The organism is Pseudomonas entomophila (assembly GCF_013523125.1).
Lineage (GTDB): Bacteria > Pseudomonadota > Gammaproteobacteria > Pseudomonadales > Pseudomonadaceae > Aquipseudomonas > Aquipseudomonas entomophila_B.
Genome location: NZ_JAAMQJ010000003.1, coordinates 189,624 through 209,238 on the forward strand (window position 1 = coordinate 189,624; position 19,615 = coordinate 209,238).

Genomic DNA, 19,615 nt, shown 5'->3' on the forward strand with positions numbered 1-19,615 from the left:
TGAATGTACAGACCTTGTGGGCCCTTTGAGGATGGGCTTGCCCATGATTGAGGCGGTGTCGGATCGGACGCTATCGCGGGCAAGCCCCCACAGGTTGCTCGCGCAGCCATGCCTATACCGACAGGCTGCCGAGATCTGGGTGGGAGCTGGCTTGCCAGCGATAGGGCCCTATCAGGCGCCGCCTGCATCGCAGGCAAGTCCCCACAAAGCTCGTGATAGCCGGCCTCACTGCGATGTGAGGAGGCGTAAGCAGCCCTGCCAAGGCAGTAGACACCTCTTCAAGGCACCGTCAGAACGGACCCGCGCGCAGCCTGGGCCTGTTCATCCTCACTCGGCCTGCGCAAGGCCGCTTCGATCGCCTGCTGCGCTTCGCGTGCCAATGCCGTGCGCTCCCGCCCCAGACTTACCAGCGGTTCCAGCACGTGAACCTGCACCGTCCCTGGCGGATGGGCCAGCAACCTCAGCACATGCGACAGCAGGTCGTCGTCGCCCGTGAAGGGCGCCAGCGTATCGCGCCCTCCGTCACGCACATAGGCAATCGCCACCGGCTGCACCGGCAAGCCCGCCTCGATCGCCCCGCCCAGCAGGCGCCCATGGAACGTACGCAGCGCCTGGCCGTCGCTGGTCGTGCCTTCAGGAAAGACCAGCACCGGACATCCCCCTTGCAAGCGGCCTGCGATCCGCTGACGCAGGCGCGTCCCCTCATGACCCCCGCGGCGGATGAACAGCGTCCCGGCCCGGTGCGCCAGCCAGCCGGCCAACGGCCAGTGGCGGACTTCCTGCTTGGACAGGAACGACAGCGGGACGAGCGTGCCAAGCACGGGGATATCGGTCCATGACACGTGGTTGCTGACCCAGAGCATGGGCCGCGTCGGCAGCCGGCCGCTGACCTGGACCTGAAACGGCAATGCCGCCATCAGCCGCCCCATGAACAGGCGCGTCCAACGCTGCCGCCGTCGCAGCGAGACCCGCAGGCCCAGCCGTTCGCCCACCACCACGGCACAGCCCAGCGCCACGCCCAGGCCCAGTGCCGGAAGCAGTCGACAGGCGCGCAACGCCACTCGCCAGCGCAGCATCAGACCGCGGCCTTGAAATGGCGTGCATAGCGTGGACACAGCTGATCCCGCTTGAGCAGGATGAACACGTCGGCCACCTGGAAGTCCTCGTCCCAGCAGGGCTCGCCGCACACCTTGGCGCCCAGGCGCAGGTAGGCCTTGAGCAAAGGCGGCAGTTCGGCGATGACGTTGGCCGGCACGTCCAGGGTCGGCAGGGGCGTGCGCGGTTCGGCACGCAGGTGGTCATGGCACAGGTGGCGCTCGCGCAGGCGCTGCATGATCGCCTGGGCCTGCACGCCACCATCTTGCAGGGAAATGCTGGCGCAACCCATCAGGTAGCGATAGTCGCCTTCGTTGAGCACCTCGGCCAGCTCGGCCCAGAGCAGGGCGATGGTAGCGCCCGTGCGATAGGCCGGATCGACGCAGGTCCGGCCCAGCTCGAGGATCGGGCCTTGCAGCTGGCCCAGACCCTGCAGGCAGAATTCTTCCTCGCTGTAGAAGCGTCCAAGCCGTCCGGCCGCGCGGTGATCCAGCAGGCGCGTGGTGGCGACCAGCCGGCCGCTGACGGTGTCGCGCACGCCCAGGTGCTGGCAATGGACGTCGTAGGCATCCTGGTCCAATCCCGGCTCTGCGCCCTTGAAGGTTGCCTTGAAGTCGCGACTGAACACCTCGAAGCGCAGTGCCTGGGCCTCGCGCAAGGCTGCCTCGCCGGTCAGGCGTTCGGCCTGCAGGCGTGGCAAGGAGGGGGTACCAATCGAGCGAGCGGTCCGAATCATGCGAGTCTCCGTGAGCCTGCCGGGATGGATGCCGCGCGCAGTGGTGCTGGGCGGGCAACGCCAGACTAGAAAGCCCCGGTGTCAGGCCAGTGACGCTCGAGTGATGCTTGCGTGACAGGTGCCGCGCCGGGCGGCTGGCGACACGACGCCATGGACGCTTGCCGGGAACCCGACGGCTGGTTAATGTTCACAGCCTCTTTCCGAAGGGTTTCCCATGCTCAAGCTGTCACGTGTCCTGCTTGCCCTGTTGTGTGCCTCGAGCGTGCCGGCCCAGGCCGACTGGCACCTGGACGGCGAGTCGTCGCGGCTGTCGTTCATCGCCAGCCAGAATGGCGACACGTCCCTGGTGCATCGTTTCCTGGTGCTGCACGGCAAGGTCGATGACGCCGGTGCCGCCCAGCTGCGCATCGAGGCCGACTCGGTGTTCAGCGGGGTGCCGCTGCGCGACGAACGCATCCGTGACGCCCTGCTGGAGGTCAAGCAGTACCCCGATATCACCGTGCAGACGCGGATCGACCTGCGACCGATCCAGGACCTGGCCAACGGCGCCCAGGTCGAGCTGCGCCTGCCGCTGACCGTCACCGTACGCGGGCGTCAGCATCGCTACGAGGCGCCCTTGCTGGCCACCCGCCTGGACCAGCGTCGCTTTCAGGTGGTGACGCTCGAGCCCGTGGTGCTGCATGCCGAGGATTTCGGCCTGGTGCCAGGGCTGGATGCGCTGCGCAAGCTGGCCGGCGTCAACTCCATCAGCCCCTCGGTACCGGTCAATGCGGTGCTGATCTTCAACGCCCGCTGACATGCCCGGGCCGGTTTTTCCCTGGCGCGTCGGCAACCAGTTCGAGCTGCTGATCGACGGACCGACGTTCTTCCCGGAGATGATCTTGGCGATCGTGCGCGCCGAGTACCAGGTCGACCTGGAGCTGTACCTGGTCGAAGCGGGCGCCTGCGCCGAGGCCATGGTCGACGCCCTGGAGACAGCGGCCCGGCGGGGCGTGCGCGTGCGTTGCCTGTTCGACGGGTACGGGTCCCTGGCCTTCTCGTCGAGCCTGCGCCAGCGTCTGCGCAAGGCCGGTGTCGAGCTGCGCCTGTACAACCCGCTGAACTGGCGCCGTGGCGTGCGCAATCTGTATCGCGACCACCGCAAGCTGTTGCTGGTCGACCAGCGCTGGGCCGTTGTAGGCGGCACCGGGGTCACCGACGAGTTCTGGCGGCCGGGCGAGTCGAGCAGCGACTGGCATGAAGTCATGGTGCGCCTGGAAGGGCCTGTGGTCAGCGACTGGCAGGTGTTGTTCGATCGCCAGTGGCATGCCAACGAAGGGCGCACTGCCTGGCGGCCTCCGGAGGGGTTCGAGGGGCTGGCGCGTCTGCCCAGGCAGCCTGCCGAAGGGCAGGGGCTGGGTCGGGTGGCCTACGCCGATGCCCGCCAGCACCGTGACATCCTGCGTTCGCTGGTGCGCGCATTGAGCACCGGAGAACGGCGCATCTGGCTGGCCACGCCGTATTTCCTGCCGACCTGGAGCGTGCGCCGCTCCTTGCGCCGCGCCGCGCAACGGGGGGTGGATGTCCGCCTGCTGCTGACCGGGCCGCGCACCGACCACCCGGCCGTGCGTTACGCAGGCCATCGCTACTACCCCAGGCTGCTGCGTGCCGGGGTGAAGATCTTCGAGTACCAGCCGTGCTTCCTGCACCTGAAGATGGTGCTGGTGGACCAGTGGGTCAGCGTCGGTTCCTGCAACTTCGATCACTGGAACCTGCGCTTCAACCTCGAGGCCAACATCGAGAGCCTGGATCCGGTGCTGACCGGCCAGGTGGTGGCCAGCTTCGAACGGGATTTCGCCCAGAGCCAGGAGGTCGACCTGGCCAGCTGGCGCGCGCGGCCCCTGTGGCGGCGGGCCAAGCAGCGGTTGTGGGGGTGGCTCGACCGACTGGTGGCGAACCTGTTCGACCGCCGCAGCTAGGCGCGCTCAGGCCACCTGTTCGAGCCAGTCGTTGAGGTTGTAGTAGTTGCTCACCCGGGCGATCTTGCCGGCGTGGATGTAGAAGAAGGCGCCGGCCGGCAGCACGTAGGTCTGGCCATTGGCTGCGGGCAGGCCTTCGTCGGCGGTCAGGTACTGGCCATGGACGACGAATTCGGCGGCGGCGCGGTCGCCTTCGGCGTTCTGCATCACCACCAGGTCGGTCAGGCGCTCGCGGTAGCAGCGGTTCATCGTCTCCATGAAGGCCGCGAAGGCCTGTTTGCCCATCTGCCGCTCGCCCTGGTTGATGTCGTGGACGACGTCTTCGCTGAGCAGGGCGAGAAAGCCTTGCATGTCACCGGCGTTGAACGCGGCGTAGTAGGCCTGGACGAGTTCCGTAGCGGTCATGGCAATGTTCCTGTCGTGTACGGGAAAGGAAAGGACGAGGGCCGGATGATAGGGTTTCCCCTCAGGCCCGGCTTAGCCGAGCGCGCCATCCACATCGGGAAAACGACCACTTCGCATGGAAATCCGCCTGCTGCATGGCGCTGCGATCGCGCCTTACATCGATGACCTCGCTCGCCTGCGCTTGACAGTGTTTCGCGAGTTTCCCTACCTCTACGAGGGTACGCTGGCGTACGAAGCCGACTACCTGGCCCCCTATGCCCGCTCGGATCGCAGCCTGCTGGTGCTGGCGCTCGACCAGGGTCGGGTGGTCGGCGCCTCCACCGGCCTGCCGCTGGCCGACCAGACCGAGGCGTTCCGGCAACCCTTCCTCGAACAGGGGCGCGACCCTGGTGCGGTCTACTACTTCGGCGAATCGCTGGTGCTGCCCGAGTACCGCAACCAGGGGCTGGGCGTGCGCTTCTTCATCGAGCGCGAGTCCTATGCGCACAAGCTGGCCGCGTTCGAGTGCTGCACCTTTTGTGCGGTCGAGCGTCCCTCGGGCCATCCCTTGCGCCCGGCTGACTACAAGCCACTGCAAGGGTTCTGGCGCAATCGCGGTTTCCTCCACGAGCCCTCGTTGCGCACTCGCTATGCCTGGCGCGACCTGGATGAGACGGAGGCCTCGGACAAGATCATGTCGTTTTGGCTCAAGGCCTTGCCGGCATGATTCGGCTGGCGGCGTGCCAATACGCCATCGAGCTGTTCGACACCTGGGACATCTATGCGGCGCACCTGCAAGCGCTGTGCGCCGAGGCAGTGCAGGACGGCGCGCAACTGCTGCTATTGCCTGAGTACGCCGGCCTTGTGCTCAGTGGGCAGTTGCCGGTCGAGCAGCGCAGCGACCTCGACGGGTCGATCGCGGGGATTCAGGCGCTGATGCCACGCTGGCTGGCACTGTGCGAGGACATTGCCCGGCGACACGGCATCTACCTGCAGCCGGGCAGCCTGCCCGTGCTCGACGATGATGGTCGCTACCGCAACCGTGCCTGGCTGTTCGGCCCGCAGGGGGTATTAGGCCATCAGGACAAGCTGATGATGACCCGCTTCGAGAAGGAGCAGTGGAACATCAGTCCAGGGCAGGGCCTGCAGGTCTTCGACACGACGCTGGGGCGGCTGGGCATCCTGATCTGCTACGACAACGAGTTCCCGATGCTGGCCCGGCGCCTGGCCGAGGCGGGTGTCGACCTGATCCTCGCGCCCAGCTGCACCGACACCGAGGCAGGCTATCACCGGGTCAGGATCGGCGCCCAGGCCCGCGCCCTGGAGAACCAGATCGCCGTGCTGCAAAGCCCGACCGTGGGCCGTGCGCCGTGGTCGCCGGCATTGGACGAGAACGTGGGACGTGCGGGGTTGTTCGTGCCACCGGACCATGGGCTGCCGAGCGATGGGGTGATCGCCCAGAGCGACACGCTGCACGGCACCGTCAGCCGTTGGTTGCACTGTTCACTGGACAGGGAGGCAGTGGCCCGCACGCGTGAGCAGGGACAGGTCTGGACGCACAAGGATTGGCCAGCCCAGTTCGGTGAAGGCCGTCTGGACGTCAGGACAGCCTAGGACGCTTGTCGCTAGCCGGGCCCTCGAAACACGAACGCCCGGCAAGACCGGGCGTTCGTGTGCAGCGGGGAGGCGACGACTTACTTCACTTCGACCGCCAGGCTCTGGGCGATCTTGCCCTGCCACAGCGCAGGCCCGGTGATGTGTACCGACTCACCGTTGCTGTCCACGGCCACGGTGACCGGCATGTCCTTGACCTCGAACTCGTAGATCGCTTCCATGCCCAGCTCGGCGAAGGCCAGCACCTTGGATTTGCGGATGGCCTGGGCCACCAGGTAGGCGGCGCCACCGACGGCCATCAAGTACACGGCCTTGTTGTCCTTGATCGCCTCGATGGCGATCGGACCGCGCTCGGACTTGCCGATCATGCCCAGCAGGCCGGTCTGCTCGAGGATCTGCCGGGTGAACTTGTCCATGCGCGTGGCGGTGGTGGGGCCGGCCGGGCCCACCACTTCGTCACCGACCGGGTCGACCGGGCCGACGTAGTAGATGAAGCGGCCTTTCAAGTCGACCGGCAGCGCTTCGCCGCGGTTAAGCATCTCGACCATGCGCTTGTGCGCGGCGTCGCGGCCGGTGAGCATCTTGCCGTTGAGCAGGATGGTCTCGCCCGGCTTCCAGCTGGCGACTTCTTCCGGGGTGATGGCATCGAGGTCGACGCGGCGGGCGCTCGGGCCGGCTTCCCAGACGATTTCCGGGTAGGCGTCGAGCGACGGCGCCTCCAGCTCGGCCGGGCCGGAACCGTCGAGCACGAAGTGTGCGTGGCGGGTGGCGGCGCAGTTGGGGATCATGCACACCGGCAGGGACGCGGCGTGGGTCGGGTAGTCCATGATCTTGACGTCGAGCACGGTGGTCAGGCCGCCCAGGCCCTGGGCACCGATGCCCAACTGGTTGACCTTCTCGAACAGTTCCAGGCGGATCTCTTCGATGCGGTTCTGCGGGCCGCGGGCCTTGAGCTCATGGATGTCGATGGACTCCATCAGCACTTCCTTGGCCATCACCGCGGCTTTCTCGGCGGTGCCGCCGATGCCGATGCCGAGCATGCCCGGCGGGCACCAGCCGGCGCCCATGGTCGGCACGGTCTTGAGCACCCAGTCGACGATCGAGTCGGACGGGTTGAGCATGGCCATCTTCGACTTGTTTTCGGAACCGCCGCCCTTGGCCGCGACGTCCACTTCGACCTTGTCCCCTGGGACGATGGAATAGTGGATGACGGCCGGGGTGTTGTCCTTGGTGTTCTTGCGGGCACCGGCCGGGTCGGCCAGGATCGAGGCGCGCAGGACGTTTTCCGGCAGGTTGTAGGCGCGGCGCACGCCCTCGTTGATCATGTCGTCGACGCTCAGGGTCGCACCGTCCCAGCGCACGTCCATGCCCACGCGCACGAAGACCGTGACGATGCCGGTGTCCTGGCAGATCGGACGGTGGCCGGTGGCGCACATGCGCGAGTTGATCAGGATCTGGGCGATGGCGTCGCGCGCGGCGGGCGACGCTTCACGCAGGTAGGCCTCGTGCATCGCCTGGATGAAATCGACGGGGTGGTAGTACGAGATGAATTGCAGGGCGTCGGCGACGCTCTGAATCAGGTCGTCTTGCTTGATCACGGTCATGCAGCGCGCTCCTCTGGATCCGGGAACATTCGTGGAGGCCTCGCGCTGGCGCAGGGCCACGACGCAAAACCTGGCAAGGCGCGCCGGCAGGTCAGGCCGACGCGAAAAAAGGCGCGGCAGTATAGCGCGCATCCCGGGTCGGTACACCTGCAGGTAGTCTGGACCAAGGTCGATTGCCAACGGCCGGCGTTTCTGCGTCCTCGGCTGGTGGTGGCACGCACGAGCGCCTAGAGTGGCGGTTTGACTGGAGGAGGCTTGTGCCATGCCCCAATTGAGTGTCGGTGAACGCTGCTGGCAGGTGGCGCTCGGCAGCAACCTGCTCGATGCCCTGAACGACGCTGGCCTGGCTGTCCCCTATGGTTGCCGGGCAGGCGCCTGCCAGACGTGCCGCGTCCTGTGCGTGCATGGACAACCGTTCGACGCGCGTCCCGACGCCCTGGACCCTGCGCAACGTGCCCACGGCTGGCGGCTGGCATGCCAGTGCGCGGTGGTGGAGGACCTGCGCGTCGTGCTCGACACCGAATGCGCACAAGGCCAGGCCACCCGCGTGATCGAGGTGACGTGGCCGACGCCTCAAGGCGCGCGGTTGCGCCTGATGCCCCAGGGGTCGCAGCGCCGTCAGGCCGGTCATGACCTGGCGCTGACGGTGGGGCCGCACACGGTGCCGGCGCTGCTGACCCAGGTGGACGAAGCGCGCTGGCTGGAGGTGTACGTGGAAGCCCAGGGTGCCGATGAAGTGGTCAGGGCGCTGCGTGGTCTGGTGCCTGGCACCGAGGTGCACGTGAGCGCGCGGCGTGCCCGCATCGTGCACTATGACGCCCAATGGCAGGCGCAGCCGTTGTGGTTGTTGGGGCAGGGCGCCGGGATCGGGGCGCTGCTGGGCCTGGCCCATGAGGCGCGAGCGCAGGGGCATGAGGGTGATGTCTGGCTGGTGCAGGTCACGGACGCAGGCGAGCGGTCCTGCCTGCAAGAGCCGCTGCAGCACTTGGCTGAAGTCTGGTCTTGCTTGCGCAGCGAAACGCTGACGCGCGAGGCGGTGGACGCCTGCTTGGCCAGCATGCGCGGGCTCGACCGGCGGACCGTGGCCCTGGTCTGTGGCGATGCGCGGCATGTCGAGGGATGTGCCCGGCGCCTGTTCATGGCGGGGCTGCCCAGGGGGCAGGTGCTGACCGAGGTGCTGGACGCACCCCGGTAGCGCGGGTCGCAGGCCGGACGGCACCTGCGAACCGATCAGGCTCAGACCAGCGGGTCGCCCACGTGCAGGATCTTCATGCCGTTGGTGCCGCCGATGGTGTGGTAGCTGTCGCCCTTGGTCAGGATCACCCAGTCACCCTGTTGCACCAAGCCGCGCTGCAGCAGCTCGTCCACGGCCGCCTGGCTCACCTTGTCCGGCGCCAGGGCGGCCGGGTCGAAGGCGATCGGATAGACGTTGCGGAACATTGCGCTGCGCGCCTGGGTGGCGCGGTGCGGCGACATGGCGTACACCGGCACGTGCGAGCGCAGGCGCGACATGATCAGCGGGGTATAGCCGCTCTCGGTCAGCGCGATGATCGCCTTGACGCCCGGGAAGTGATTGGCCGTGTAGATGGCCGCCAGGGCAATGCTTTCGTCGCAGCGCTCGAAGGTGGTGTGCAGACGATGGCTGGACTTCTGGCTGGTCGGGTGCTTCTCCGCGCCCAGGCAGATGCGTGCCATGGCCTGGACCGCTTCGACCGGGTAGGCGCCCGCGGCACTTTCGGCCGACAGCATCACCGCATCGGTGTTGTCCAGCACGGCGTTGGCCACGTCGGACACTTCGGCACGGGTCGGCATCGGGTTCTGGATCATCGACTCCATCATCTGGGTCGCGACGATCACCGCCTTGTTGTTGCGGCGGGCGTGCTGGATGATCTTCTTCTGGATGGCGATCAGCTCGGCGTCGCCGATTTCCACGCCCAGGTCGCCACGGGCCACCATCACGGCGTCGGAGGCGGCGATCAGGCCGTCGAGGGTCTCGTCGTCGGCCACGGCCTCGGCGCGCTCGATCTTGGCCACCAGCCAGGCGCTGCCGCCGGCTTCGTCACGCAGCTGACGGGCGTACTCCATGTCCTTGGCGTCACGCGGGAAGGAGACCGCCAGGTAGTCCAGGTCCATTTCCGCCGCGAGCTTGATGTCGGCCTTGTCCTTTTCAGTCAGGGCCGGCGCGGTCAGGCCGCCACCACGGCGGTTGATGCCTTTGTGGTCCGACAGCGGGCCACCGATCAGCACCACGCAGTGCAGGGCATCGGCGGTCGCGGTTTCGACGCGCATGACCACCCGACCGTCGTCGAGCAGCAGTTCGTCACCGACGCCACAGTCCTTGACCAGGTCCGGGTAGTCGATCCCGACCACCTCCTGGGTGCCCTCGGTCAGCGAATGAGCCGTGGAGAACGTGAAGCGGTCACCGGCCTTGAGCTCGATCCGCTTGTTGGCGAACTTGGCGATACGGATCTTCGGACCTTGCAGGTCGCCCAGCAGCGCGACATGACGGCCGAGCTTGGCGGCGATCTCGCGGATCAGCCGGGCACGGGCCTTGTGCTCGTCCGGAGTGCCATGGGAGAAGTTCAGGCGGGCGACGTCCAGGCCCGACAGGATCAGCTGTTCGATCACGTCCGGCGAGTTGCTGGCCGGGCCCAGGGTGGCGACGATTTTGGTACGGCGGATGGTCATGCACAGACTCCTATAGTGAAGCGCAGCGAAAGGCTACTCCTGAATCGGGCTGTAGTCATTGTTCGGATGCACTACCGTGGAGGGAGGAGCAGGGGCGAGCTGCAAGCTACAAGTTACAAGTTACAAGCGGACGTTGGTGCGGTCGGTCAGGTGTTGAAAGGACGCCGAGGCGGTGCTGACGCTCTGACTTGCAGCTTGCAGCTTGCAGCTTGCAGCTTGCAGCTTGCAGCTTGCAGCTTGCAGCTTGCAGCTGCCCTCGACCTCCAGTTTCGTCCACCGCCGCCGATACACCGTGCAGCAGAGGAGAGCGCCCCATGCGTGCCATGATCGTTTTGATGCTGGCGACCAGTGTCGTCGGCTGTACCCGTTGGTCGATGGACCATCACTTGAACACTGCCTACCGCGCCTACGAGCGGGGCGACTGCCAGCGGGTGATGCTGGAGTTGTCGCAGGTGGACCGTACCAGCCGGGCGCGACCGTTCATCCATCCGGAGGTCGCGCTGCTGCGTGGACAGTGCCTGGAGCGCCAGAAGCTCTATGTCGATGCCGCGCAGACCTACCAGTATCTGATGCAGCGCTGGCCCGGCAACGAATATGCCTTCCGTGCCCAGGCCCGTCTGCAGACGCTCGAGCAACTGGGGCACTACCGGCCCGGCACTCCTGCGGCGACGGTGCCCCTTGCGACGCCCATTGGGCGGTAAGCGCCATTGTCGGTGCAGAGCGGGACACAGCTGCCGAACGGTCTGGACGACGCTGTTGAATGAATGTAACGATCGAGGCGATTGCACGCCCATTGCCACCCGCGAAGGACAGTGACCGCCATCATGTTTACCGAGCGCCAGATAGAACGTCATCAGCTTCCGCTCTACCTCACCGTCTACAACCGTTATACCGACCAGTTGCTGGGGTACCTGGGCAACGTGTCGGAAGCGGGCCTGATGGTGATCAGCGAGCTGCCGATCCTGGTCGGACCGGATTTCGAGCTGCAGTTGCGCATCCCGCTACCCGGTGACGGCTGGCAGTTCATCAACCTGACCGCCAGTTGCCTGTGGTGCCAGGAAGACCAGATGCCGGGCCATTACGATTCGGGGTTCATGCTCCTGCAGGCGCCCGAGGAGTACAACGGTTTCGTGCGCACCCTGCACACCTACTTCAGCTTCAACTCGCTCAACGCCTCCGCCTGAGGCTGGCCCGCGCACGTCCAAGGCCCTAGACTCTGGTCGATCTTGTTACAGGACGACCCCGTGAGCGCGAGCATTTTCTGGCACGACTACGAAACCACCGGCATCAATCCTCGCTGCGACCGCCCCTTGCAACTGGCAGGGATACGCACCGACCTTGAACTCAATGAAATCGAAGCGCCGGTCAATCTCTATTGCCAGCCCTCCGACGACATCCTGCCGCACCCGAGCGCTTGCCTGGTCACCGGCATCACCCCCCGGCAACTGGCCGAACACGGGCTGGTCGAAGCCGACTTCATGACCCGTGTGCACACCGAACTGGCCCGCCCGGGCACGTGTGGGGCAGGGTACAACACCCTGCGCTTCGATGACGAAGTCACCCGCTACAGCCTGTACCGTAATTTCTTCGATCCGTATGCACGCGAGTGGCAGGGCGGCAACAGCCGTTGGGATTTGATCGATGTGGTGCGCACGGCGTATGCACTGCGTCCGGAGGGCATCGTCTGGCCGCAGCAGGACGGGCGCACCAGCCTGCGTCTGGAACTGCTGAGCCAGGCCAATGGGATCGACCATGGCCATGCCCACGAGGCCCTGTCCGACGTGCGCGCCACCATCGGCCTGGCGCGATTGCTGCGTGAGCGCCAGCCCAGACTGTACGACTGGCTGTTCGCCTTGCGCAGCAAGCATGCCGTCATGGAGCAGATCAGGCTGCTGGAGCCCGTGGTGCATGTCAGCGGGCGGTTCTCGGCCGCGCGCCACTATCTGGGCGTCGTCCTGCCACTGGCCTGGCACCCCCGCAATCGCAATGCCTTGATCGTGTGCGATCTGCACATGGACCCTTCGCCCTTGACCACCGAATCAGCCACCGCGTTGCGCCAGCGTTTGTACTGCCGGCGCGATGCGCTGCTCGACGGACAACTTCCCGTGCCGTTGAAGTTGATCCATGTGAACCGCTGTCCGGTGGTGGCGCCGCTGTCGGTCATTCGGCCTGCGGATCAACAGCGATTGGGGGTGGACCTGGCGCTGTTTCATACCAAGGCCTCGCAGTTGGTACAACAGAGGGCCCTGTGGCAACCCGGACTGGATGAACTCTTCGCGCAGGAAGACTTCACGCCGACCGAGGATCCGGAACAACAGTTATATGAAGGGTTCATTCGCGACCGTGACCGCCGTGTGTGCGAGCAGGTGCGGGTGTCGGACCCTGCGCAGTTGTCCAGGGGGCAATGGATGTTCGATGACGTGCGCTTGCCGGAACTGTTGTTCCGTTACCGGGCGCGTAACTTCCCCGAGACACTGAACAGCGAGGAGCGGCAGCGGTGGTCTGCCTTTTGTAAGAACCGGCTCGCGGATTCGATGTGGGGAGCGCCCTTGACGCTGGAGGCATTCGAAACGGCCTGGCAGCACGCATGGCATGAAGCCAGTGCGCCTCAACGCGAGGTCCTGCTGGCCTGGCAGGCCTATGTGGCAGCTCTGAAAGCCCGGCTGCAGCCTTGAATAGGCGGCCATGAAAAAACGCCAGCAGGCTGGCGTTTTTCATGAATCGGGAGTCAGGATCCGCGATCAGTCCAGCAGGCTGGACCAGCTTTCAACTTCGTCACCGCCCCATTTGGCTTTCCACTCTTTCAGCGTCTTGTGGTTGCCGCCTTTGGTTTCGATGATTTCGCCGTTGTGCGGGTTCTTGTATTGCTTGACCTTGCGAGCACGCTTGGTGGTGGCCGGTTTAGCGGTGGCACGCGGACCTTTGCTCAACTTGGACTCCGGGTCGAGCAGGGCAATCACGTCGCGCAGCGACTTGGAGTATTCGCCCATCAGAGTGCGCAGTTTACCTTCGAACTCCAGCTCTTTCTTCAGTTTGTCGTCTTGCGACAGATTGGTCAGGCGAGCCTGAAGTTCTTTGATGGCTTCTTCGGTGGCGCGGTATTCGTTGATCAGCGACATGAGGTATTCCTTGAGGCGTGTGCAGAGAGACAGTGGCGTCGATAATAAACAGGGTTTATCGACAAGTAAACAATTAAAGCGTTCGTTGTTGTCGGCGGATGTGTTGCAACATGCACTTTCTGGATTAAGAAAAATTCACGCCGTGTTTGAGAAAATGCCTGTCTCGACCAGGGACCGCCGTCCTGCCCGGCAGGTGGGCAGTCTTTTCCCTACGCGCCACACTGAATCATTACTGCAGATTTCCTTGTTAGTCGCTAGACTAGGCCCCTTTGCAAGTTCCGGAGTTCTTGTTCATGCGCACCTTCCGATTGGTGATCGCCTGCCCCGATGGCGTGGGTATCGTGGCCAGCGTCAGCCATTTCCTGGCCTCTCATAACGGTTGGATCAATGAGGCCAGCCATCATTCCGACGAGCAGAGCGGCTGGTTCTTCATGCGCCATGAAATCCGCGCCGACTCGTTGCCTTTCGGTATCGACGCGTTCCGCGAAGCGTTCGCGCCGATCGCCGAAGCCTTTTCCATGAGCTGGCACATCACCGACTCGGCTCAGAAAAAACGCGTCGTGCTGATGGCCAGTCGCGAATCGCACTGCCTGGCGGACTTGCTGCACCGCTGGCACACCGGCGAGCTGGACTGCGACATTCCCTGCGTCATTTCCAACCATGACGACTTGCGCAGCATGGTCGAATGGCATGGCATTCCGTTCTTCCATGTACCGGTCGACCCGCAGGACAAGCAACCGGCGTTCGCCGAAGTCGCGCGTCTGGTCGAGGCCCATGACGCCGAGGTCATCGTGCTGGCGCGCTACATGCAGATCCTGCCGCCTCAGCTGTGCCAGGACTATGCTGGCCAAGTCATCAACATCCACCACAGCTTCCTGCCGTCGTTCGTCGGTGCCAAGCCTTACCACCAGGCCGCATTGCGAGGCGTGAAACTGATCGGCGCCACGTGTCACTATGTGACCGAGGAGCTGGATGCCGGGCCGATCATCGAGCAGGACGTGGTGCGGGTCAGCCATGCCGATACCATCGATGACATGGTGCGGTTCGGCCGCGACGTCGAGAAGATGGTGCTGGCGCGCGGTTTGCGCTACCACCTCGAGGACCGCGTCCTGGTCCACGGCAACAAGACCGTGGTCTTCGACTGATCGAGGCGTCCATGGCCGACCCACGCGACAAGGCGACGGCCAGTGCGCCGCCGCGGTTGGGCGAAGGCTGTCTGGCGCGTTACGACCCCGAGGCCATGGACGAGACGCTGGGGACCGCGTTCGAAGGCGCCGCCGAGCTGTGGCGTCAGCTCAGCTCGGCTGCCGACGCCAGCGCTTCAGCAGGGGACGGGCCAGCAGATACAGAAACAGCGGGCCGCCTGCCGCCAGGTAGAAGTAGTACGTAACGATCCGCCAGATGAGGATCGCTGCAGCTGCCGTCGAGCTGCCCACCAGGGGCGACAGCAAGGTCGCCGAGGTCAGCTCCGCGGCGCCGGCACCACCGGGCAGCAGGCTGAACTGGCCGGCGCTCAAGGCCAGCATCTGCACCAGAAAGCTCGGAATCCATCCCAGGTCCGACCCCAGGCCGCGCAGGGCCAGGTAGAGCACGCTGTAACGTAGGCCCCAATGCAGGCAGGTCAGGGTGAAGACCATGGCCAGCGTGCGTTTGGGCAGCCGCCAGGTGTCTGCCAGGGCGCCCAGGAAGTGCAGCAGTTTGCGCGCCCAGCGTCGGCGACGTGCTTCGGAGAGGCCCACGCGCCGCAGGCAGCGACCATTGAAGCGCATCACCGTACGACGCCAGCGCAGCAGCGCGATCACCACGGCCAGGACGCCACAGAGCAGCAGTGCGCTGCTGACCAGCATCGACTCCTGACTTCTGCCCAGGCTGTGAAACAACGCGTAGCCGGCGATCCCCAGCAGGGCGCAGATGAAGAACGCCAGATCGTTGAGCTGGTCCATGGCGAACGCGGCGCCACTGCGCGCAGGGGCGATGCGTTCCTTGTTCAGCAGCGTGATCAGCGCCACTGGGCCGCCACTGCCGCCGGGGGTGGTGCAGATGGCGAACTCGGTGGCCATGACCACGCCCACGCTCTTGAGCCGGCCCAGGTGGGCGCCTTGCTGGCCCAGCAGCAGGCGAAGGCGCATGGCGTTGAGGATCCAGCACAACACGATCATGCCCAGCAGCCCGGCCATCAGCCCCGGTGGGAAGGTTTTCAGGCGCGGTAGCAGCTCACTGCCGCCGAGAAAGGCCGGGACCAGCACGGCCAGGGCCAGTGCGGCGCCCAGCCAGGCGAAACGGCTCATGCAGCGACCCTGTGGTCCAGCCAGGTCGACTTGGTCATGGGCACGCGGCCTTGCGCCAACAGCTCGCGCACGGCCTCGAGCCAGTACTCACGCGACGACTGATGGCGCATGTCCACCGGGTGCAGGCCCAGGCGCAGGCTGTCGGCGCTCTCCAGGCGGCGGCGCTGCCAGTCGCACAACAGCCGTGACAGCCCGCGGCGCCAGGCACTGCGGGCGCTCCAGACCAGGCCAGGGGCAGTGATCGGGGTGAAATCGGGCAGGCTGTACAAGTGTTGTGGCGTGCTGGTGTAGCGCAGCGGCAAGGTTTTCAGGGCCTCGCGCGTGCCTTCGCTCATCAGCCAGGCCGGTGCGACGAACCCGGCCAGCGGCCAGTCCTGGCGTTCGAAGAGCGCCATGCCTTCGTGCAGGCGCTCGAGCGCGGCGGCCTGGCTCAGGCCATAGAACTCACCTTCGTGCGTGTAGATCCGGCGCATGAAGAACTCTTTCGGCGAGCGAGCGGCCGGGCCATCGTCGGCGTGGTAGTAGCCGTGCAGCGCCAGCTCGTCGCCCTTGGCCAGGCGCCGTTCGAGCAGGCTGCAGAAGTCTGGCGAGCGCGACAGTGCATTGCGGTGGTGGAAATCAGGCACCACCAGCCAGGTCATCGGCACATCGCCCATGGCGTCCACGGCTTCCACGAACGGGCGGTAGTCCGGCCAGGTTTCCGGGGCGACATCGTGCAGCACCACCATCAGGCTGCGGGTCTTTGGCGTAGCGTCATGCATGGGCCAGCACCTCGGATGGCTGACCCAGCACCGCCTGGTAATGCCCCAGCAAGCCGTTGACCACGGCATCCCAGGCGTAATGCTGCTCGACATGGCGGCGTGCTTGTGCGCCCAGCTTGCGCGTACCCTCTTCGAAGGCTTCGCGTACCGCCTCGGCCATCGCACGGCCATCGTTGGGGCGGCAGAGCCGGCCACACTGGTCGTTGACCAGTTCGCTGAAGGCGCCGGCCCGCACGGCCACCACCGGGGTGCCGCTGGCCATGGCCTCGAGGATCACCAGGCCGAAGGTTTCCTGGTCGCCGGCATGCACCAGCAAGTCGGCGCTGGCCATCAGGCGCGCGACGTCCTGGGCAGGCGAGAAATGGTTGATGACGCTGACGTTGTCGGGTACGGCGGTAGGCATGTTCGAGCCGACCAGCAGCAAGTGATAGGGCTTGCCCAGCTGACGCATGCAGTCGAGCAGCACCGGCAGGTTCTTTTCCCGCGAGCCGCGCCCGGCGAAGACCAACAGGCGCGCCGTGTCCGGGATGCCGAGCCGTGCCCGCAGCTGCGTGTCGCGTTGATCGGGGTGGAAGGTCGTCAGGTCGACGCCCAGGCGTTGCACGTGCACGTCCTTGACGCCCAGGCGGGTCAGCTTGTCCGCCATGACCTGGCTGGGCGCCAGCACGCGGTCGAAGTTGCCGTACAGCTTGCTGACGTAGGCTTCCACGTTGGGCGTGAACCAGCCGCCCATGCGGTTCTTGACCAGCAATGGCAGGTCGGAGTGGTAGAAGCCGATCACCGGTACATCGAGTTGGCGGCGCGCTTCCAGGGCGGCCCAGGCGGTGAAATAGGGGTCGCCGACCTCGATCAGGTCCGGCTGCAGGCGGCGCAGCACCTTGCACCAGGGCGCCAGCCGGACGGGGAAGCGGTAGCCGTTGCCGAAGGGCAGGGCCATGGCGGGCACCTTGTAGATGCCATTGGCGTCGCTGGGCTTGGGGCCGGGAATCAAAAGACTGTGTTGCACGCCTGGCATGGTGCCCAGGCGACGGTGCTTGGCATCGAGGTAAGTACGTACACCTCCGCTGGCCGGGGCGTAGAACATGGTGATGTCAGCGATGTGCACGATCAGCATCCCTCCGGGATCGTCTTGGTGGTCTGTCATCCGGCAGTAACAGTCCGGAGATGACGCGCCTACCCATTGACCGTCCCGAAGGGTGATTTGTTCGATCGGCGAGACGGCTGCACGCCGCGAGTTGCGGCGGCGGCAGCGTCATGCGTACACGCGCGAAAGCCGATGCCTGCGCCAGGAAAGGCGTGCAGTTCCTCGCAAGCGTCTCACGCTCGCGTGCCGCTTGCCTCAGATCCTGAAACTGCCCACCAACTGCTTGAGTCGAGCCGCCTGCTGTTCCAGGTCGGTGCAGGCGCGCAGGGTGGCTTGCAGGTTCTCCACGCCTTCCTGGTTGAGCAGGTTGATCTCGTTGATGTCCATGTTGATCGAGTCGACCACGGCGGTCTGCTCTTCGGTGGCGGTTGCTACCGACTGGTTCATGCCATCGATCTCGCCGATACGCTGGGTCACGCTGCCCAGTCGCTCGCCCGCCTGGTTGGCGATCTCGACGCTGTCCTGGCTATGGCGCTGGCTCTGGCCCATGGTGTCGACCGACTCGCGCGCGCCGACCTGCAGCTCCTCGATCATCGTCTGCACCTGTTGCGCCGATTCTTGCGTACGGTGCGCCAGGTTGCGCACTTCATCGGCGACCACGGCGAAACCACGACCGGCTTCACCGGCCCGGGCCGCTTCGATCGCTGCGTTGAGCGCAAGCAGGTTGGTCTGCTGCGAGATGCTGGTGATCACCTCGAGGATCTGGCCGATGTTCACCGTCTTGCTGTTGAGCTGCTCGATGTGTCCGCTGGAGCTGACGATCAGGTCGGACAGGCGCGTCATCGCCTGGATGTTGCGATCCACCACCTGCTGGCCTTCTTCGGCCAGCAGGCGCGCCGAGGTGGCATGCTGGGACGCCTGGGCCGCGTTGTTGGCGATTTCCTGGGCCGCAGCGCCCAATTCGTTGATCGCGGCCGCCACGCTGTTGGTGCGGTTGGATTGCTCGTCCGAGTTGCTCATCGACGAGTTGGACGCGCTGACCACGCGCAGTGCCACTTCATTGACCTGCTCGGTGGCCGACGACACCTCGATGATGGAGGTGTGGATGCGCTCGACGAAGCGGTTGAAGGCCGTGCCCAGAATGCCGAACTCGTCCTGGTGGTGGATGCGCAGGCGTTTGGTCAGGTCGCCTTCGCCCTCGGCGATGTCTTCCATGGCCCGGGTCATGGTGTGCAGGGGCTGCATCAGCGCGCGAATCAGCAGGCCGAGCAGGGCGATGATGATCACCACCGCCACCACCGTGGCGATCACCGCCGAGGTGCGGAAGGTGCTGAGCATGGCATAGGCATCGGCCTTGTCGACCGACAGGCCCACGTACCAGTTGGCGTTCGGCAGGCCCTTGACCGGGGTGAAGCTCAGCAGACGAGCCTTGCCATCGACGTCGACCTCATTCAGTTCCTGGGTCAGGCGCGGCGTTTGTCCAGGGAAGACGTCCGTCAGGGACTTCATCACCAGGTCGTGATCAGGGTGCACCAGGATCTTGCCCTAGTCGTTGACCAGAAACGCATAGCCCATGCCGCCAAAATCCAGCGCGTTGATGATCTGCACCAGTCCGTCGAGCGCCAGGTCGCCACCGACCACGCCGATGTCACGCGAGACGTTGGAGAGGATACCGATGACCATCTTGTTGGTGGTCAGGTCGATATAGGGCTCGGTGAGGATCGCCCCACTGGCGTTCATGCCGTCCTTGTACCAGGGGCGGGTGCGCGGGTCATAGCCGGCCGGCATCGGCGAGTCGGGGCGCACGCTGAAGCGGCCATCGGTACGGCCCAGGTAGGCGGTGAGAAAGCTCGAGGTGACGGCCTTCTGGCCCATGAAGACTTCCGCGCTGTCTGGTGCCTGCGCGATGTTCTGCGCCAGGTTTTCCACCAACTTGATCCGGCCATCGAGCAGGTTACGGATGTTGGTCGACGTGGACTCGCCCATCTCGTTCAGGTAGCTCTCCAGGTCGGCGCGGATCGCGTTGCGCTGGAGGTAGTCGTTGTACAGCGTGAACAGGGTGAAGGCGAGTATGACGATCAGTGACGCCGCCAGCAGGATCTTGTGGCTGAATTTCAAGCTTTTGTTCATGGCGTAATCGGTTCCGCAAGGGGATGGAACAGGGTATTCGAGCGGGTGGGATCGGCGCTCACCGCGCGCTGCCCGCATGTCGTTTCGGATTCGTTCCTGATATTCCGTCGGACATCGACAGGTGGTATCGGCTGGGGAGGGGGGAATCTTGAGG

18 protein-coding genes and 1 pseudogene are annotated in these 19,615 nt (G+C 65.4%); 9 read left to right on the forward strand and 10 right to left on the reverse strand.

Going from position 1 to position 19,615, the window contains the following annotated elements; genetic code table 11:
- Positions 1 to 278: 278 nt before the first annotated feature.
- Complete coding sequence (locus G7007_RS03455; protein WP_181099032.1) at positions 279 to 1,076, reverse strand: lysophospholipid acyltransferase family protein; 798 nt, start codon at positions 1,074 to 1,076, stop codon at positions 279 to 281.
- Positions 1,076 to 1,831, reverse strand: a complete 756-nt coding sequence (gene olsB / locus G7007_RS03460) for an L-ornithine N(alpha)-acyltransferase (RefSeq protein WP_181099033.1) — start codon at positions 1,829 to 1,831, stop codon at positions 1,076 to 1,078. The genes G7007_RS03455 and olsB overlap by 1 nt, the downstream gene beginning before the upstream one ends.
- A gap of 214 nt (positions 1,832 to 2,045) precedes the next feature.
- On the opposite strand from olsB, the gene G7007_RS03465 reads away from it, so the two are divergent.
- Together G7007_RS03465 and G7007_RS03470 are read left to right on the forward strand one after the other, a co-directional pair.
- Positions 2,046 to 2,627 carry a YceI family protein gene (locus G7007_RS03465; protein WP_181099034.1) on the forward strand — a complete coding sequence of 194 codons (582 nt, stop codon included), beginning with the start codon at positions 2,046 to 2,048 and terminating at the stop codon, positions 2,625 to 2,627.
- Between the two features lies 1 nt (position 2,628).
- Positions 2,629 to 3,789, forward strand: a complete 1,161-nt coding sequence (locus G7007_RS03470) for a phospholipase D-like domain-containing protein (protein WP_181099035.1) — start codon at positions 2,629 to 2,631, stop codon at positions 3,787 to 3,789.
- A gap of 6 nt (positions 3,790 to 3,795) precedes the next feature.
- On the opposite strand, the gene G7007_RS03475 is transcribed toward G7007_RS03470, so the two are convergent.
- Complete coding sequence (locus G7007_RS03475; protein WP_181099036.1) at positions 3,796 to 4,194, reverse strand: nuclear transport factor 2 family protein; 399 nt, start codon at positions 4,192 to 4,194, stop codon at positions 3,796 to 3,798.
- A 115-nt stretch (positions 4,195 to 4,309) separates the two neighbouring features.
- Here G7007_RS03475 and G7007_RS03480 point away from each other — a divergent pair, with 115 nt between their 5' ends.
- The gene (locus G7007_RS03480) at positions 4,310 to 4,900 is read left to right on the forward strand and encodes a GNAT family N-acetyltransferase (protein WP_181099037.1); all 591 of its coding nucleotides are present in this window, start codon (positions 4,310 to 4,312) and stop codon (positions 4,898 to 4,900) included.
- Positions 4,897 to 5,787 (forward strand): carbon-nitrogen hydrolase family protein, encoded by an 891-nt coding sequence (locus G7007_RS03485; RefSeq protein ID WP_181099038.1) that lies wholly within the window; start codon positions 4,897 to 4,899, stop codon positions 5,785 to 5,787. Before G7007_RS03480 ends, G7007_RS03485 begins: the two co-directional genes overlap by 4 nt.
- 80 nt (positions 5,788 to 5,867) lie before the next feature.
- On the opposite strand, the gene G7007_RS03490 is transcribed toward G7007_RS03485, so the two are convergent.
- Positions 5,868 to 7,391: a fumarate hydratase gene (locus G7007_RS03490; protein WP_181099039.1), complete on the reverse strand. Its 1,524-nt coding sequence runs from the start codon at positions 7,389 to 7,391 to the stop codon at positions 5,868 to 5,870.
- Positions 7,392 to 7,653: 262 nt separating this feature from the next.
- Here G7007_RS03490 and G7007_RS03495 point away from each other — a divergent pair, with 262 nt between their 5' ends.
- A complete protein-coding gene (locus tag G7007_RS03495) occupies positions 7,654 to 8,586 on the forward strand; it encodes a 2Fe-2S iron-sulfur cluster-binding protein (RefSeq protein ID WP_181099040.1) in 933 nt (310 codons plus the stop codon).
- A gap of 41 nt (positions 8,587 to 8,627) precedes the next feature.
- Here G7007_RS03495 and pyk read toward each other — a convergent pair whose 3' ends face one another.
- Complete coding sequence (pyk, locus tag G7007_RS03500) at positions 8,628 to 10,079, reverse strand: pyruvate kinase (RefSeq protein ID WP_181099041.1); 1,452 nt, start codon at positions 10,077 to 10,079, stop codon at positions 8,628 to 8,630.
- 314 nt (positions 10,080 to 10,393) lie between these two features.
- Here pyk and G7007_RS03505 point away from each other — a divergent pair, with 314 nt between their 5' ends.
- From G7007_RS03505 to sbcB, 3 genes are all read left to right on the forward strand, one after another.
- Positions 10,394 to 10,780 carry a tetratricopeptide repeat protein gene (locus G7007_RS03505; protein WP_181099042.1) on the forward strand — a complete coding sequence of 129 codons (387 nt, stop codon included), beginning with the start codon at positions 10,394 to 10,396 and terminating at the stop codon, positions 10,778 to 10,780.
- Between the two features lie 123 nt (positions 10,781 to 10,903).
- Entirely contained in the window at positions 10,904 to 11,263 is a 360-nt protein-coding gene (locus tag G7007_RS03510; RefSeq protein ID WP_181099043.1) for a PilZ domain-containing protein, read from the forward strand.
- A 60-nt stretch (positions 11,264 to 11,323) separates the two neighbouring features.
- Positions 11,324 to 12,754: an exodeoxyribonuclease I gene (gene sbcB / locus G7007_RS03515; protein WP_181099044.1), complete on the forward strand. Its 1,431-nt coding sequence runs from the start codon at positions 11,324 to 11,326 to the stop codon at positions 12,752 to 12,754.
- Positions 12,755 to 12,820: 66 nt separating this feature from the next.
- Here the strand turns inward: sbcB and mvaT are convergent, their stop codons facing one another.
- Entirely contained in the window at positions 12,821 to 13,198 is a 378-nt protein-coding gene (gene mvaT / locus G7007_RS03520; protein ID WP_181099045.1) for a histone-like nucleoid-structuring protein MvaT, read from the reverse strand.
- Positions 13,199 to 13,491: 293 nt separating this feature from the next.
- Here mvaT and purU point away from each other — a divergent pair, with 293 nt between their 5' ends.
- Complete coding sequence (gene purU, locus G7007_RS03525) at positions 13,492 to 14,343, forward strand: formyltetrahydrofolate deformylase (RefSeq protein ID WP_181099046.1); 852 nt, start codon at positions 13,492 to 13,494, stop codon at positions 14,341 to 14,343.
- Between the two features lie 150 nt (positions 14,344 to 14,493).
- Here purU and G7007_RS03530 read toward each other — a convergent pair whose 3' ends face one another.
- The 4 genes and pseudogenes from G7007_RS03530 to G7007_RS03545 all read right to left on the reverse strand — a co-directional run bounded on the left by G7007_RS03530 (position 14,494) and on the right by G7007_RS03545 (position 19,461).
- Positions 14,494 to 15,486 (reverse strand): lysylphosphatidylglycerol synthase transmembrane domain-containing protein, encoded by a 993-nt coding sequence (locus G7007_RS03530; protein WP_181099047.1) that lies wholly within the window; start codon positions 15,484 to 15,486, stop codon positions 14,494 to 14,496.
- Positions 15,483 to 16,247, reverse strand: coding sequence for a DUF2334 domain-containing protein (locus tag G7007_RS03535; protein ID WP_181099048.1), 765 nt, complete (start codon positions 16,245 to 16,247; stop codon positions 15,483 to 15,485). The genes G7007_RS03530 and G7007_RS03535 overlap by 4 nt, the downstream gene beginning before the upstream one ends.
- Positions 16,240 to 17,361, reverse strand: a complete 1,122-nt coding sequence (locus G7007_RS03540; RefSeq protein ID WP_181099056.1) for a glycosyltransferase family 4 protein — start codon at positions 17,359 to 17,361, stop codon at positions 16,240 to 16,242. Before G7007_RS03540 ends, G7007_RS03535 begins: the two co-directional genes overlap by 8 nt.
- A 225-nt stretch (positions 17,362 to 17,586) precedes the next feature.
- Positions 17,587 to 19,461, reverse strand: a pseudogene (locus G7007_RS03545) (methyl-accepting chemotaxis protein).
- Positions 19,462 to 19,615 lie beyond the last annotated feature (154 nt).

Excerpts from the sequence above, each read along its gene's own strand:
- mvaT (WP_181099045.1), bottom strand. The coding sequence starts at position 13,198 with ATGTCGCTGATCAACGAATACCGCGCCACCGAAGAAGCCATCAAAGAA.
- G7007_RS03505 (WP_181099042.1), top strand. The coding sequence starts at position 10,394 with ATGCGTGCCATGATCGTTTTGATGCTGGCGACCAGTGTCGTCGGCTGT.
- G7007_RS03540 (WP_181099056.1), bottom strand. The coding sequence starts at position 17,361 with ATGCTGATCGTGCACATCGCTGACATCACCATGTTCTACGCCCCGGCC.
- G7007_RS03530 (WP_181099047.1), bottom strand. The coding sequence starts at position 15,486 with ATGAGCCGTTTCGCCTGGCTGGGCGCCGCACTGGCCCTGGCCGTGCTG.
- G7007_RS03455 (WP_181099032.1), bottom strand. The coding sequence starts at position 1,076 with ATGCTGCGCTGGCGAGTGGCGTTGCGCGCCTGTCGACTGCTTCCGGCA.
- purU (WP_181099046.1), top strand. The coding sequence starts at position 13,492 with ATGCGCACCTTCCGATTGGTGATCGCCTGCCCCGATGGCGTGGGTATC.
- G7007_RS03495 (WP_181099040.1), top strand. The coding sequence starts at position 7,654 with ATGCCCCAATTGAGTGTCGGTGAACGCTGCTGGCAGGTGGCGCTCGGC.
- G7007_RS03465 (WP_181099034.1), top strand. The coding sequence starts at position 2,046 with ATGCTCAAGCTGTCACGTGTCCTGCTTGCCCTGTTGTGTGCCTCGAGC.
- G7007_RS03490 (WP_181099039.1), bottom strand. The coding sequence starts at position 7,391 with ATGACCGTGATCAAGCAAGACGACCTGATTCAGAGCGTCGCCGACGCC.
- G7007_RS03480 (WP_181099037.1), top strand. The coding sequence starts at position 4,310 with ATGGAAATCCGCCTGCTGCATGGCGCTGCGATCGCGCCTTACATCGAT.
- G7007_RS03510 (WP_181099043.1), top strand. The coding sequence starts at position 10,904 with ATGTTTACCGAGCGCCAGATAGAACGTCATCAGCTTCCGCTCTACCTC.
- G7007_RS03535 (WP_181099048.1), bottom strand. The coding sequence starts at position 16,247 with ATGCATGACGCTACGCCAAAGACCCGCAGCCTGATGGTGGTGCTGCAC.
- G7007_RS03470 (WP_181099035.1), top strand. The coding sequence starts at position 2,629 with ATGCCCGGGCCGGTTTTTCCCTGGCGCGTCGGCAACCAGTTCGAGCTG.
- olsB (WP_181099033.1), bottom strand. The coding sequence starts at position 1,831 with ATGATTCGGACCGCTCGCTCGATTGGTACCCCCTCCTTGCCACGCCTG.
- G7007_RS03475 (WP_181099036.1), bottom strand. The coding sequence starts at position 4,194 with ATGACCGCTACGGAACTCGTCCAGGCCTACTACGCCGCGTTCAACGCC.
- pyk (WP_181099041.1), bottom strand. The coding sequence starts at position 10,079 with ATGACCATCCGCCGTACCAAAATCGTCGCCACCCTGGGCCCGGCCAGC.
- G7007_RS03485 (WP_181099038.1), top strand. The coding sequence starts at position 4,897 with ATGATTCGGCTGGCGGCGTGCCAATACGCCATCGAGCTGTTCGACACC.